This window comes from Arthrobacter sp. alpha11c, assembly GCF_054149985.1.
Genome location: NZ_CP196747.1, coordinates 616,651 through 630,291, shown reverse-complemented (window position 1 = coordinate 630,291; position 13,641 = coordinate 616,651). Strand labels below are relative to the sequence as shown.

The window sequence follows — 13,641 nt, the reverse complement described above, 5'->3', positions numbered from 1 at the left end:
ACTCCGCGGCGAGGGTGGCCCAGCTTTCAGATAGCTTTCAGGCCTCGCCGCGGCAGCTAAGAAGAAGCATTCCCGCACGCACAAGTTCACAGTAACACGGTGCGTATGATGACATTGCAACACCTCATGCAACGTCCACTATGCAGACGCAGCGACGGTGGCAACGCCGGCTGCAGCGTCCATTCAAGGAGCCACAGTGCCACAGTCGGGGATCACTCTTTCCAACATCGATCACAGCGTCCGGCCGCAGGACGATCTCTACCAGCACGTCAACGGTGCATGGCTGAACAGCACGACGATCCCTGACGACCGCCCGCTGGAAGGCACCTTCACCGCTTTGCGGGACGAGGCAGAATTGGCTGTCAAGGCGATCATCGAGGAAGCCGCGAACAAGGGAGCATCAGCCTCCGGCATCGAACAGAAGGTCGGCGGGCTTTACGCGAGCTTCATGGATGAGGCCGCGGCAGAGGCGAAGGGACTCGAACCCTTGCAGGAGCGACTGGAGGAAGTCCGGTCAGTGGGTTCGGCAGAGGAGTTTGCGGCGTTACTGGGCCGGCTGTTCCGGTGCGACGTGTCCGGTTTGTTCTCCATCTACCCGGCACCCGACGCCGGCAACCCGGAGCGGATTCTTCTTTACATCGGCCAAGGCGGCCTCGGCCTCCCGGACGAGTCCTACTATCGCGATGAAAAGTTTGCGCCGATTGTGGCCGCCTACGGTCAATACGTCGCCAAGTTGTTCCGCCTCGCCGGAGTTGCAGACGCAGAAGCCGCGGCTGGCCGCATCGTTGCCTTTGAAAAGGCCCTCGCATCCCACCACTGGGACAACGTCACCCTTCGGGATCCCCAAAAGACATACAACTTGAAAACGGCGGAAGAAGCAGCGAAGCTGTTCCCCCTGTTGGATACCTGGTTTGAGGCTGGCCGCGTCGATGCCGGCAAACGCGGCGAGATCGTGGTCAGCACGCCGGACTTCTTTGCCGGCGCGGCAGCGCTTCTGGAATCGGAACCCCTTGCCGTCTGGAAGGAATGGCTGACCCTGAGGGTGCTCAGCTCTGCGGCGCCTTACCTGTCCTCGGAGTTTGTGGACACGAACTTCGACTTCTACGGGACCACACTCAGTGGCACACCACAGAACAAGGAGCGCTGGAAGCGCGGCGTGGCCGTCGTCGAGGCAGCACTCGGCGAGGCAGTGGGCCAAATCTACGTGGAGCGCCATTTCCCCGAGGGCCACAAGGCCAGGATGCAAACCCTCGTGGCCAATCTGATCGAGGCCTACCGGGAAAGCATTTCTTCCCTTGAGTGGATGGGTGAGGACACAAAGGCCGAAGCTCTTAAGAAGCTGGACGCGTTCCGCCCCAAGATTGGTTTCCCTGAGAAGTGGATCGACTACTCCGCCGTTGAGATCGACCCCAATGACCTCTTGGGTAACGTTGAGCGGGCCCACGACGCCGACGTCGATCGCCACCTGGATGAAATCGGCAAGCCGGTGGACTTGGACAAGTGGCTCATGACGCCACAGACCGTGAACGCCTACTACCACCCGATGCTGAACGAAATCGTGTTCCCCGCCGCTATCCTCCAGCCCCCGTTCTTCACGGCAGAAGCAGACGACGCCGTGAACTACGGTGGCATTGGTGCTGTGATCGGACATGAGATCGGCCATGGATTCGATGACCAGGGATCCCAATTCGACGGAAGCGGAGCCCTCCGCAATTGGTGGACGGAAGAGGACAGGACGGCCTTCGAAGCCCGCACGGCAAAGTTGGTTGCCCAATTCGACGCCCTATCCCCCTACGCGGCACCTGACCACAAGGTCAACGGCAAACTGACGCTGGGTGAGAACATCGGTGACCTGGGCGGACTCACCATTGCGTACAAGGCCTACCTGCTCAGCCTCGATGGTGCCGAGCCCGAGGTCCTGGATGGTTTCACCGGCCAGCAACGGTTCTTCATGTCCTGGGCTGCCGGCTGGCGCCAGGTGATCCGGGCCGAGGAAGCGGTCCGCAGGCTTGCTACCGATCCACACTCCCCCAACGAGTTCCGCACCAATGCGATTGCCCGGAACCTCGACGCCTTCCACGAAACATTCCAGGTCAACGATCAAGACCGGATGTGGATGGCACCTGAGGACAGAGTCAGCATCTGGTAAAGCCACTACGAAGAGTGGCCGGGCCCCAGGTGTGAACCGGGGTCCGGCCATTCGTCTTTGGTCCTGCCTTTGCCGCCAACTGCGCTGCCCTGGCTGCTATTGGGTGATGTAGAGCGGGTTCACCTGTTGGCAGACTGCTTCTTTGGCCGTCTGGTTGACAACATCGGGCGGAACCGATGCCGCCCCGTAGGCTGTCCCCGTTGCGAAGTCCGTACCCACGTAGAGCTGCACGCCCGAAACTCCCCGGGCTTGCTGAACCTGTGCCGCCGGGATGCCGAACAGCGTGGCAACGTCCGTAGCAACATCAGCGAAGTCCGGACCGTAGTAGACCACAGTCTTCTCCACTGGGTTTGCCAAATATGACACTGACTGTGTAAATCCATTGCCGGTCAGGGTCGCCAGGATTTCCTGTGCCCTGGTCCCAACTCCGCTGCCGTTGGCGACTGCCACTGGCTGGATGGCTTTGTTATAAGCCGGGACTGAAGGGGCAGCGGTGGTAGGCGCCGCCGAAGGTGTTCCGTCCCCGGGCGCTGTTGGAGCCGGGCTCGAGGTTGCTCCGGGATTTGTCAGGTCCAGATCGGCGCGAAGGGCCGCGAAGAGCTGTGATGCCTGGGGCTCAACGAGTTCCAACCGGTTGGGGTCCAATGCGGCCGGCTGGGTGGGGACGGCGACAAACGCGACCTTGGAGACATCAATGTCCTTCAGCCTTCCACCAATCGTCAACAGCGATGGCACGGACGCCAACCCCTCATCGACGGTGAGGTTTTGCGTGACGACGTCAGCGATCTGGAGGAGCCTTTGCGGATTGCCGAGCGTGCCGTCGGCCTTCAGCTTCCGCGTCAGTGATGAAAGAAATGCCTGCTGGCCCTTGATTCGACCGAGGTCGCCACCGTCGCCGAAGGCATGCCGGGTACGCAGGAATGCCAGGGCCTGCTCGCCTTCGACCTGGGAGTTGCCCTTCGCCAAACGAAGATGAGAGTCGGGATCAAAGACGGGATCACTGACACAAACATCCACTCCACCGACAGCCTTGGAGAGCTCCTTCACCGCGTTGAAGTCCGCCATCATGAAGTGATCAATTTCCAGGCCAGTGAGCTTGTTGATCGTGTCCACAGCGCAGCCGATTCCGGCTTCTGCCATGGCTTCGTTGATCATCACGCCGCTCCGCGCCGGGAACGTCTGGTTGTTGGTATGGTCCGTACACTGGGGCACATCAACCAGGAGGTCACGTGGGAAACTCATGACGCTGACCCGTTTATTGTCCGCAGAAATGTCCAGCAACATCATGACATCCGAGTGGCCGTAGCCCGTCGAATCGTCCGCATTGCCATACTGGGAGTTTTTCCCATCGCGGGTATCCGAGCCGAGGATAAGGATCTGCAGGCGGTCCGACTTGTCATTGACCACGGCGTCACTGCTATCGCGCGATTCGGCCGCCGATAGCGGGGCCTTGGTGATGTTGGTCTGTAGACGGATGAACCAGAAGGCTGCAAACGCAACGCCGGCAACGAGAGCCACCGACACGAGGCCAGTGACAATCTTCAGCCACAAAGGGAGCCCCTTGGGCGCGTTCATGTGGCGCGGAGTTCCCTCGGGGTCCTCCCCATGGCGCGCCGCATCGGCAGCAGCGGTGCCGGGGCCCAGCGGGCGGGCGTCACGACGTCGCACTATTCGGTTACCTTTCCTCAAACACGTGGATCCCCGCAATCATAGTGGCCGATTCTGGGAAGTTCCTTATCGAGCCCAAGCCACGCCGGTGCGGTGACGCCGGGTCAGAACCCGAGTTTTACCAATTGCTTGGGATCCCGCTGCCAGTCTTTGGCAACCTTGACATGCAGATCCAGGTAGATCCTGGTTCCCAAGAGCGTCTCGATTCCCTTACGCGCGTTGGTTCCGACTTCCCGCAGCCTGCTGCCACCCTTACCGATGATGATGGCTTTTTGGGAAGGCCGCTCCACGTAAAGATTGACGCGGACGTCCAGCAAGGGATTGTCCTCCGTACGTCCTTCACGGGGCACTATTTCCTCAACGACGACGGCAAGGGAGTGCGGAAGTTCATCCCGAACACCTTCGAGGGCCGCTTCGCGGATGAGTTCAGCAATCATGACGGCCTCGGGCTCGTCGGTCAGCTCGCCATCCGGGTAAAGGGGCGGCGACGACGGCATGTGCCCGATAAGTACGTCGGCAACAGTGGATACCTGGAAACCATCGGCGGCAGAAACGGGAACAATGTCCGCCCAGCCTTGTTCTCCGAGGACTTCACGGCCCAAAGCAGCGACTGCGAGCAACTGTTCCGTCAGTGCCTGCCGGTCCACCAAGTCAGTCTTAGTCACAATGGCAACAATGGGCTTGCGGCCCACGGCAGCCAGCTGAGCGGCGATGTACTTATCGCCGGGACCGATTTTCTCATTGGCCGGCAAGCAGAAGCCGATAGCGTCCACCTCGGACAACGTGTCAGCCACGAGGTCGTTGAGCCGCTTTCCCAAAAGCGTGCGAGGCCGGTGGAGGCCGGGGGTATCAACCAGGATCAGTTGTGCGTCCTCGCGGTGGACGATGCCACGGATCGTGTGGCGGGTGGTCTGCGGCTTGGCCGATGTAATGGCCACCTTCTGCCCCACCAACGCATTTGTCAGCGTGGACTTACCCGCGTTGGGGCGGCCAACGAGGACCGAGAATCCGGCGTGGAAGCCACCGAAATCGTCATCGGCGTCGAACTTCTTATTTTGCTTGCTCACGTGGAACTCCCTGTTGCGTTGTGTCTGCCTCATCGAGAAGGTCTTCAAAGTCAGTGTCTTCCTTTGGCATGGCTGCCGCAATGATGTGGCTGACCCGGTTTCGGCGACCCTCAAGCCTATCTGCCTTTAGCGACACACCGTTCACTTCAACGGAGCTTCCGACGATCGGAACCTGGCCAAGAGCCTTGGCCAGCAGGCCGCCAACGGTGTCCACTTCGTCGTCGTCGAGGTCGATATCGAACAGCTCCCCGAGGTCATCAATGCTCATGCGGGCACTGACACGGTAGGTTCCGTCGCCGAGGTCCACCGCTTCTTCCGCAGCAGAATCGTACTCGTCAACGATCTCTCCTACGATTTCCTCGATGAGATCCTCCAAAGTAACCAGGCCCGCGGTGCCGCCGTACTCATCGATAACGATGGCTACGTGGGTGGATTCCTTCTGCAGTTCCTTCAAGAGGTCGCTCACGGGCTTGGATTCCGGGACGTACCGAACATCCCGGGCGAGAGAATCGACGTCGTGCGGCTGCAGTCCAGGTTCGCCGCGATGCATCGCCGCAGCAACATCCTTGAGGTAGAGAATGCCGCGGATCTGGTCCGTGTTCTCGCCAATGACCGGTATCCGCGAGTAGCCGGAGCGGAGGAAAAGGGCCATGGCCGCTTCGAGGTCCGAGCCCGTCCCGATGCTGACGATGTCCGTGCGCGGAACCATGACCGAGCGAACCAAGGTATCGCCGAAGTCAAAGACCGAGTGGATGAGCTCTGCCTCGTTGTCTTCGATCATGTCCGATTCCGCCGCGCGGTCGACGAACTCGCGGAATTCTTCCTCGCTGACAAACGCGTCATCACCTGCGGGGGCTCCGGGCGCGACGGCGCTCCCCAACGCGACAAGCCAGCCGGGAATCGGTCCCAGGATCCAGCACAGGAACCTGATCAGCGGCGCGGTAAACCGCACGATGGGACCGGAATGCGCGCGTCCCAACTGCCGGGGCGAGACGCCAACCAAGACGAATCCGATGACAGCCATGATGCCGGTCGCCGCCAGGCCGGCAAGCCACACGTTGTCCAGAAAACTGTGCATGACGACAGCGACGGCGACCGCTGCCGCCATCTCGAACCACACACGCCAGAACCGCAGGGCACGCATATGAGCGATGGGCTTCTTGAGGATGCTCCCCAAGGCCTTGCCCTTGCTGCGGACTACCGATTGTTCAGCCTCGTGCCGGGGCAGGAAATTGAACGCAGCCTCAGCTGCGGTCAGCAAGGCAACGAAACTGAGGAAAACCAGCGCCATGCCGACCAGGATGAGCGAGGTCACTGCATGGTCTCCATGGGGGCATCCTTGCCCAGGAACTCAGACAGCAACTCACGCTGCAAACCGAACATTTCTTCCTTTTCCTCCGGTTCAGCATGGTCGAAACCAAGCAGGTGGAGGATGCCGTGCGTGGCGAGCAACAGCATTTCGTCCTGGGTGGTGTGTCCGGCGTTCCGCGCCTGCACCTCGGCCACCTGGGGACATATGGCAATGTCTCCGAGCATTCCCTGCGGTGTCGGCTTGTCGGGCGTGCCCGGCGTCAACTCATCCATGGGCACCGAGAGCACATCCGTGGCTCCTGGTTCGTCCATGAGCTCGATGTGCAGCTTCTCCATGGCGGGTTCATCCACCAGGAGGATGGACAGCTCAGCCTGCGGATGGATGTAGAGGCGCTCGAAGATGAACCGCGACAATGTCACCAGTTGGGCTTCGTCCACCTCCACGCCGGATTCGTTGTTGATTTCAATGCTCATTTTCGTTCTCCACGTTTGTGATGTGTGCCGGCGGCCCCATCGGTACGGTGCGCGTCATCCCACCTGCTGTAGGCGGAGACGATGTCTGCAACCAAACGGTGCCGGACGACGTCCGCAGCCTCCAGGATGGAGAAATTGACGTCGTCGATCCCACTGAGGATTTCCCGTACGATCCGTAGTCCGGAGGTGGAGCCAAAAGGCAGGTCGATCTGTGTTACGTCTCCCGTTACAACCATCTTGGAACCGAATCCGAGGCGGGTCAGGAACATCTTCATTTGTTCAGGAGTGGTGTTCTGGGCCTCGTCCAGGATGATGAAGGCGTCGTTGAGCGTCCGTCCACGCATGTAGGCCAACGGTGCGACCTCAATGGTGCCGGCGGCCATCAGCCGGGGAATGGACTCGGGATCCATCATGTCGTGCAAGGCGTCGTAAAGCGGCCGCAGGTAGGGATCGATTTTGTCGCTCAGCGTTCCCGGCAGGAAGCCCAGCCGTTCCCCCGCCTCAACAGCGGGCCGGGTCAGGATGATCCGGCTTACTTCCTTGAGTTGGAGGGCCTGAACGGCCTTGGCCATGGCGAGGTAGGTCTTGCCAGTACCTGCCGGGCCAATACCGAAGATCACCGTGTTCGCATCGATGGCATCCACATAGTTCTTCTGGTTCAACGTCTTGGGCCGGATGGTTTTGCCACGGCTCGAGAGAATGTTGTGGGTGAGGACATCCACGGGATTCTGGACTGACTGTGTCCTCAGGAGGGAAACGAGCTGCTGCAGGACATCTGGAGTAACGACCGTTCCCCTGGCCACCAGTCCGCGGACCTCCTCAAGAAGGCGCATGATGCGCGGTATGACCGTGGACGGACCGGACATGGACAATTCATTGCCGCGAACGTGGAAATTGACGTCCGGGAACTGCTCCTCGATGTAGCGCAAGGCTTCGTCATGGCTGCCCAATGAGTGAACCATCTGATCGGAGTTGTCGAACGTGACGATTTCCGTGCGCGTGCCCGGTAAGGTGTGCGGGAACTCGGTGGTGGCTGGGTTCCCGTTTCCGGTCCGCAGCCGCCCATTCAGGGATTCACTCATAGTGGTGGCCGTACGGCCTCTTCTCCTCCGGTCGGATCACAGTTGGTCCATCGTTTCGACAACGGGACTGGCTCAACCGCCAGGCCATATGCCGGAATGCCTTCAATCCTACGCCAGCCCGGCAGACCACGGGCGTTCGCCCGCGCATCCTCCCGTATCTTCCCCGCGGGGCGATCCGTCGGCTGCGACATTTTGTCTCAACTCGGCATCAAGCGGGTATCAATCCTGTTTCAGTTGCCCCCAGTACCCGCAAACCCGGCCAGCCGCCGTCGACGATATGCCAAGCTGGCAGAGCGGGTAGTCAGACTACGCGCGTTCGACGGGCCGGCGACAACCACCGGCCGCAAAGGCAAGGAACCCCCATCGCGCAGTCAGTAAGCCATCAGCCCGTCGGGCGAAAGCGGAAAAAGTCCGCCGTCGCAGCGCCCGCGATGCTTGCTGTCCTTTTGCTGACCGGCTGTATCGCCAACGGTGGACCCACCCAAGCTACCTCCAGTGCGCCGCCAGTCAGCGTCCAGGAAGCTCCGGCCAGCAATGCTCCCCTGGAGACCACCCAGGCGTCCACTAAGATCCCGGTCTACTGGATTGGGCGGAGCAAGGAAGATGTGTACCTGTATCGCGAATTCAGGGACATCTCCGGCGATGGAAACCCGGTCACCACGGCGCTGCGCATCATGATGGCCGAAAAGCCGCTGGACCACGACTTCTTCACCCCGTGGCAAGACCCCGGCAGCCTGGCAACATCCATCTCGGGCAAGAACGTGATCACCGTTGATATTTCCCGGGATGCCTTCAACTCCAACCTTGATGCGGGCATGGCGCAACGGGCTGTACAGCAGCTGGTTTACACGGCCACGGCAGCAGCCTCGTCGTCAGGCCTGATCAACTCCGGGCAGCAAATCCAAGTGGTCATCCTGGTTGACGGTCACACGGATTTCATGGCATTCGGCCAGGTGCGGCTCGGTCAACCGATGGCCAGGGATGCTTCCTTGGTGGCGCCACTATGGATCATCGATCCGCAGGAGGACACCTCCCTGCCCGCCGGCGCCGTTAAGTTCAATGGCCGCAGCACTGACAGCTCCAAGCCGGTCAGCTGGCAGATCCTCCGGGACAACGGCAATGGCGAAAAGGCCAGCCTCCTGACCGGCCAGACAAAAGCCACAGGAGAACCGGGACAATTCGGCGTCTTCTCGTTCAGCGCGACCCTGAAACCAGGGAAATACGAATTGCGCGTGTCCCAGGTTCAGGACTCCGGGCAAGCAGACACATCCACCACGGATACGCGGCTTTTCAGCGTCGGCTAGAGCCGGCGTCCGTTAGCGTTGCCTGGAAGGCGACAGAACCTACCAACGCCCCAGGACGTCGGAGGCGAGGACGACGGCGGCGGTCCCGCCGTCGAGGACCTCAGCACGTGGTGGCCCAAGAGAGCCGTGACCGCCCCGGCGTCGCTGAGGCGGGTTACCTCGCGCGGCGAGATGCCACCTTCGGGCCCTACGATCAAGAGGACTTCACGCGGCGAATCCAGCCCGCGGCCTTCAGCCACGATCGCCGCTTCAAGGACGGTCCGCAAAGGGTTCTTGGCGTCCTCGTGAAGGATCACGGCCAGGTCCGCGGCAGCAACAGCCTTTGCCAAAGCCGCGGAATCCAGAATAGGACGCACCTCCGGTATCCATGCCCGGCGGGCCTGCTTCGCCGCGGCAGTGACCACAGACTGCCACTTCGCGTGGGCCTTCGCAGCGCGATCCCCCTTCCAGCGGACGATGGATCGCTCAGCCTGCCATGGGATAACTGCGTCTATGCCCAGTTCGGTGGCCGTCTCAATGGCCAACTCGTCGCGGTCACCCTTGGCCAATGCTTGGACAAGGACCAAACGCACGTCCGGCTGGTCTTCGAAAATCACACCGGAGGCCATGACGGACAAACTTCCAGGGCCGACCTCTGCCACCGTGCCTGTCAGGCGGGCGCCTGCGCCATCGGCAATGTCCACGGCTTCACCGACAGTGAGCCTCTTCACCGTAACGGCATGCCGGGCTTCTGCACCGTCGATGACGAACAACGCGCCCGGCTCAACACCGTCCAGGCTCCCGGCAGGCGTGAAGAAAACGGGGTTGCTCACCGCTACAGGTTACCGAGCTTGTCCCGCAGCTTGGCGAACATGCCGCCGCTGGCCACGAGTTTGCCTTCGCTGAACTGCTCGCCGCGCAACTTGGCAAGCTGCTGCAGGAGCTCTTCCTGTGCCGGATCCAGCTTGACCGGTGTCTCAACGTGCAGGTGCACCTTGAGATCGCCGCGGCCGTAGCCCCTGAGGTGGGTGACGCCCAAACCGCGAAGCGTGATGACCTCGCCGGACTGGGTGCCAGCCTTGACGTCGATCTCCTGGGGCCCGTCGAAAGTTTCCAGGCTCAGTTCGGTACCCAAGGCTGCTGCCGTCATGGGAACGCTCAACGTAGCGTGCAGATCGTCGCCTTCGCGGATGTAGGTGGAGTCACTGTTGACGCGGATTTCTACATAGAGGTCACCGGCAGGTCCGCCTGCCGGTCCCGCTTCGCCCTGTCCGGAGAGCTGGATCCGCGTACCTGTGGCAACGCCGGCAGGTACCTTGATGGTGAGGGACCGGCGGCTGCGGATGCGGCCCTGCCCGTTGCACTCGTTGCAGGGATCCTTGATGACCGTACCGAAGCCCTCGCAGGAACCACATGGTGCGGTGGTCATGACCTGGCCCAAGATGGATCGAACGGCCCGCTGGACTTGGCCACTGCCGCCACAAATGTCACACCGCTCCGGGTGCGTGCCCGGCCGGCAGCAGCTGCCATCGCACGTCGGGCAGACGACGGCCGTGTCAACTTCAAGCTTCTTGTTGACACCAAACACGGCATCCTTGAGGTCGATGCGGACGCTGATCAGTGCGTCCTGGCCCCTGCGAACACGGGAGGCCGGACCAGCGTGCCCGCCGCCACCGCCGAAGAAGGTATCGAAGATGTCCTGGAACGCGAAGCCCTGGCCGGAGTAGCCACCACCGAAACCGTTGTCAGTGCCGTTCTCGTTACCGGTGGCATCGTAGACGCGACGCTTTTGGGGGTCGGACAGCACTTCGTAAGCATGCGTCACGGCCTTGAACTGCTCCGCGACATCCTCCCCCGGGTTGACGTCCGGGTGAAGCTTGCGCGCCAACTTGCGGTACGCCTTTTTGATCTCTTCCCCGGTGGCTTCCGGCGAGACTCCCAAAACGTCATAGTGGCTGCTCAAAGTCGGTATCTCTTCCTTGTTGTTACTGCGATTCTTATCTCGGGCCTGGCGTCAGCCGCCGAGAATGCGGGAAAGGTAGCGGGCCACGGCGCGCACGGCAGCCATGGTGGTGGGATAGTCCATCCGGGTTGGTCCGAGGATTCCCACCTTGGCACCGGAGCCGTACCCCGTTGCCACGACCGATGCTTCTGCCAGGCCGTCATAGGGATTCTCGCGCCCGATGCTCACTGTCACGCCGCGGGGATCATCACCCATGTCCGACAACAACCGGAGCATGACAACTTGTTCCTCAAGGGCTTCCAGCACTGGCCCGATACTCAACGGGAAATCCACGTTTGAGCGCGCAAGGTTGGCTGTTCCGGCCATGACGATACGCTCTTCACGGCTGGTGTCACTCAGGGCCTGCAGACCATGGGCAAGGTGCTGCGCGAGCCCACGAAGGTCCGGCGGACAAAGCGCAACCACGGACGGCAACACCTGCGGCAGCAATGCCAATTGGGTGCCCGCAATGCTGCCAAGGAACCGGGAACGCAGGGCCATCAAGGCCTCGTTGCTTACATCGGAACCGGCCTCGATGACCTTCTGGCCAACGCTTCCGGTATCTGCGATGAGCACCACGAGCACCTGCTTTGGCGCCAGGAGGACAAATTCGACGTGCCGGACCAGGGCCCGGTTGGAGTGCGGGTACTGAACGACGGCGACCTGGTTGGTCAGTTGCGACAGGAGCCTGACTGTGCGCTCAAGAATGTCATCGAGGTCGTCCGGCCCTTCAAGGAGCGAGTGGATGGCCCGACGCTCCGCGGCTGACAACGGCTTGACCTGCGAGATGCGGTCCACGAACAGGCGATAGCCCTTGTCCGTGGGGATGCGGCCTGCACTGGTATGCGGCGCTGCGATGAGGCCTTCTTCTTCCAGCACAGCCATATCGTTGCGGATGGTGGCGCTGGAAACGCCGAGATGATGCCGCTCCACAAGTGCCTTGGATCCAACAGGCTCACGTGAATGCACATAATCCTCAACGATTGCGCGCAGTACTTCAAGCTTGCGTGGCTCACTCATTGCAACACCTCCTGACGACTGTCCCGGCCTTTCTCGGACGGATAAATAGCACTCACTTAGCACTCAACATGCCCAAGTGCTAACAAGTCTAGTATGAGCCAGCACGTTGCTAGCATTGAAACCGCCCGCGGGAGTTATTCCCAACACAACCAGCGCAACCAGCAAAAAGGGGTATGAAGTCCTTGGCTTTCGATACGTGGGGCCCGCAGGATCTGTCCGTTCCTGCCAAACGCCAACTCCCCGAGGTCGCTGTCCAGCGCGGGATGGTCCTTGAAGACGTCCAGTCCGGCTGGGTGGGCGAAGTCACCCGGGTGGAGAAATCGGGGGGAATGCACATCGTCTCCCTTGAGGACAGGCGTGGTAAGACCAAGTCCTTCCAACTCGGGTTTGGTTTCCTGCTTGAAGGGCAGGCCATCCGTCTCATGCCTCCGGCCGCAAAGGCCCCTGCATCGTCTGTGCAGTCGGGTCGAACGGCATCCGGGTCAGTAAAGGTCCTGGGCCAGCGTGCCCAAGTGGCCAAAGCGAGCCGTATTTGGGTGGAAGGCAAGCACGACGCCGAACTGGTGGAGAAAGTCTGGGGCGATGATCTCCGCCTTGAGGGCATCGTCGTCGAGCCACTGCACGGCGTGGACGACCTCAAGTCAGCTATCGCCGCATTCTCCCCCGGGCCAGGGCGCCGGCTCGGGATCCTGGTAGACCACCTCGTAGCGGGCTCAAAGGAATCACGCATCGCCGCGGAAGCCATGACGGTCCCCGGAGCCGCCGGAAACGTGCTGATCGTCGGCCACCCGTATGTAGACGTCTGGCAAGCCATCCGGCCAAAAGTACTGGGTATTGAGCGGTGGCCGGAAGTTGCACGAGGCACTGACTGGAAGACCGGTATTCTGACCGCTTTCGGTTGGCCCCACGAAACCGCCGAAGACATTGGACTCGGCTGGCAGCGCCTGCTCAGCGGGGTACGCAGCTATGCGGACTTGGAAGCCTCGCTCCTGGGACGGGTGGAGGAAGTCATCGATTTCCTTACCACTCCCTGACTGCCTTGTCCTGATTTGCGTTTCCTGAATTCGCTTTTCCCAGAGACGTAACGGGGCGTTGGTCCCGGGATGACCCGGGACCCAGTATTCTGGGACAGCAACACCGCAGCATCTTTACAGCAAAGGGAAGACACCGTGGCAGAGAACGCTCCTGAAGAACCGGGCAGCGCCGCAGGCCAGCCCCAGTACCATGGCGCGCCCGCGAACGCACTCCCACTGACGGCAAGCGAAGACCGGCAGTGGGCCACCTTGGCGCACTTCGGGGGAATTCTGGGATGCCTGCCGTCCCTGTTGATCTATCTGATCTTCCGTGATCGCGGACCCTTTACGGCGCAGGAATCCAAGGAAGCCCTGAACTTCACGCTTCCTCCGACCATCGCGGCAGTCCTGGCAAATATCCTGGTTCTGCTTCCCGTAGTGGGCAATATCTTCGCAGTCATCGCCACGGGCATCTGGGTAGCACTCACGTGCTTTTCAGTCTCGGCGGGTATTCGTGTCAACCACGGTCAGCCCCACCGCTACAAGCTCAACCTGCGCTGGATCAAGTAGTC

Annotated in this window: 11 protein-coding genes and 1 pseudogene; 4 read left to right on the top strand and 8 right to left on the bottom strand. The window is 61.2% G+C overall.

Annotation, left to right across the window (positions count from 1 at the left end; translation table 11 throughout):
- Positions 1-196: 196 nt before the first annotated feature.
- Positions 197-2,149 (top strand): M13 family metallopeptidase, encoded by a 1,953-nt coding sequence (locus ACTAQJ_RS02910; protein ID WP_498700566.1) that lies wholly within the window; start codon positions 197-199, stop codon positions 2,147-2,149.
- Between the two features lie 96 nt (positions 2,150-2,245).
- Here ACTAQJ_RS02910 and ACTAQJ_RS02905 read toward each other — a convergent pair whose 3' ends face one another.
- The 5 genes from ACTAQJ_RS02905 to ACTAQJ_RS02885 all read right to left on the bottom strand — a co-directional run bounded on the left by ACTAQJ_RS02905 (position 2,246) and on the right by ACTAQJ_RS02885 (position 7,751).
- Complete coding sequence (locus ACTAQJ_RS02905; RefSeq protein WP_431115342.1) at positions 2,246-3,817, bottom strand: LCP family protein; 1,572 nt, start codon at positions 3,815-3,817, stop codon at positions 2,246-2,248.
- Positions 3,818-3,921: 104 nt separating this feature from the next.
- Complete coding sequence (gene era, locus ACTAQJ_RS02900) at positions 3,922-4,917, bottom strand: GTPase Era (RefSeq protein ID WP_498700564.1); 996 nt, start codon at positions 4,915-4,917, stop codon at positions 3,922-3,924.
- Entirely contained in the window at positions 4,868-6,199 is a 1,332-nt protein-coding gene (locus ACTAQJ_RS02895; RefSeq protein WP_498700562.1) for a hemolysin family protein, read from the bottom strand. Before ACTAQJ_RS02895 ends, era begins: the two co-directional genes overlap by 50 nt.
- Positions 6,196-6,669 carry an rRNA maturation RNase YbeY gene (ybeY, locus tag ACTAQJ_RS02890; protein WP_224090475.1) on the bottom strand — a complete coding sequence of 158 codons (474 nt, stop codon included), beginning with the start codon at positions 6,667-6,669 and terminating at the stop codon, positions 6,196-6,198. The genes ACTAQJ_RS02895 and ybeY overlap by 4 nt, the downstream gene beginning before the upstream one ends.
- Positions 6,666-7,751: a PhoH family protein gene (locus tag ACTAQJ_RS02885; protein ID WP_223946156.1), complete on the bottom strand. Its 1,086-nt coding sequence runs from the start codon at positions 7,749-7,751 to the stop codon at positions 6,666-6,668. The genes ybeY and ACTAQJ_RS02885 overlap by 4 nt, the downstream gene beginning before the upstream one ends.
- Before the next feature lie 431 nt (positions 7,752-8,182).
- On the opposite strand from ACTAQJ_RS02885, the gene ACTAQJ_RS02880 reads away from it, so the two are divergent.
- A complete protein-coding gene (locus ACTAQJ_RS02880) occupies positions 8,183-9,055 on the top strand; it encodes a GerMN domain-containing protein (RefSeq protein WP_477515712.1) in 873 nt (290 codons plus the stop codon).
- Between the two features lie 39 nt (positions 9,056-9,094).
- On the opposite strand, the pseudogene ACTAQJ_RS02875 reads toward ACTAQJ_RS02880, so the two are convergent.
- The 3 genes and pseudogenes from ACTAQJ_RS02875 to hrcA all read right to left on the bottom strand — a co-directional run bounded on the left by ACTAQJ_RS02875 (position 9,095) and on the right by hrcA (position 12,056).
- Positions 9,095-9,867: pseudogene (locus ACTAQJ_RS02875) on the bottom strand (16S rRNA (uracil(1498)-N(3))-methyltransferase).
- Between the two features lie 2 nt (positions 9,868-9,869).
- Positions 9,870-10,997, bottom strand: a complete 1,128-nt coding sequence (gene dnaJ, locus ACTAQJ_RS02870) for a molecular chaperone DnaJ (RefSeq protein ID WP_216925593.1) — start codon at positions 10,995-10,997, stop codon at positions 9,870-9,872.
- A gap of 51 nt (positions 10,998-11,048) precedes the next feature.
- Positions 11,049-12,056, bottom strand: coding sequence for a heat-inducible transcriptional repressor HrcA (gene hrcA, locus ACTAQJ_RS02865; RefSeq protein ID WP_216925592.1), 1,008 nt, complete (start codon positions 12,054-12,056; stop codon positions 11,049-11,051).
- 173 nt (positions 12,057-12,229) lie between these two features.
- Between hrcA and ACTAQJ_RS02860 the strand changes: the two genes are divergently transcribed.
- Complete coding sequence (locus ACTAQJ_RS02860) at positions 12,230-13,090, top strand: DUF3097 domain-containing protein (protein ID WP_498700556.1); 861 nt, start codon at positions 12,230-12,232, stop codon at positions 13,088-13,090.
- A 135-nt stretch (positions 13,091-13,225) separates the two neighbouring features.
- Positions 13,226-13,639 (top strand): DUF4870 domain-containing protein, encoded by a 414-nt coding sequence (locus ACTAQJ_RS02855; protein WP_159699313.1) that lies wholly within the window; start codon positions 13,226-13,228, stop codon positions 13,637-13,639.
- Positions 13,640-13,641: the final 2 nt, after the last annotated feature.

What these genes read in the sequence shown, in the direction of transcription:
- ACTAQJ_RS02885 (WP_223946156.1), bottom strand. Translation starts at nt 7,751, where the DNA reads ATGAGTGAATCCCTGAATGGGCGGCTGCGGACCGGAAACGGGAACCCA.
- ybeY (WP_224090475.1), bottom strand. Translation starts at nt 6,669, where the DNA reads ATGAGCATTGAAATCAACAACGAATCCGGCGTGGAGGTGGACGAAGCC.
- era (WP_498700564.1), bottom strand. Translation starts at nt 4,917, where the DNA reads ATGAGGCAGACACAACGCAACAGGGAGTTCCACGTGAGCAAGCAAAAT.
- ACTAQJ_RS02880 (WP_477515712.1), top strand. Translation starts at nt 8,183, where the DNA reads ATGCTTGCTGTCCTTTTGCTGACCGGCTGTATCGCCAACGGTGGACCC.
- ACTAQJ_RS02860 (WP_498700556.1), top strand. Translation starts at nt 12,230, where the DNA reads ATGAAGTCCTTGGCTTTCGATACGTGGGGCCCGCAGGATCTGTCCGTT.
- hrcA (WP_216925592.1), bottom strand. Translation starts at nt 12,056, where the DNA reads ATGAGTGAGCCACGCAAGCTTGAAGTACTGCGCGCAATCGTTGAGGAT.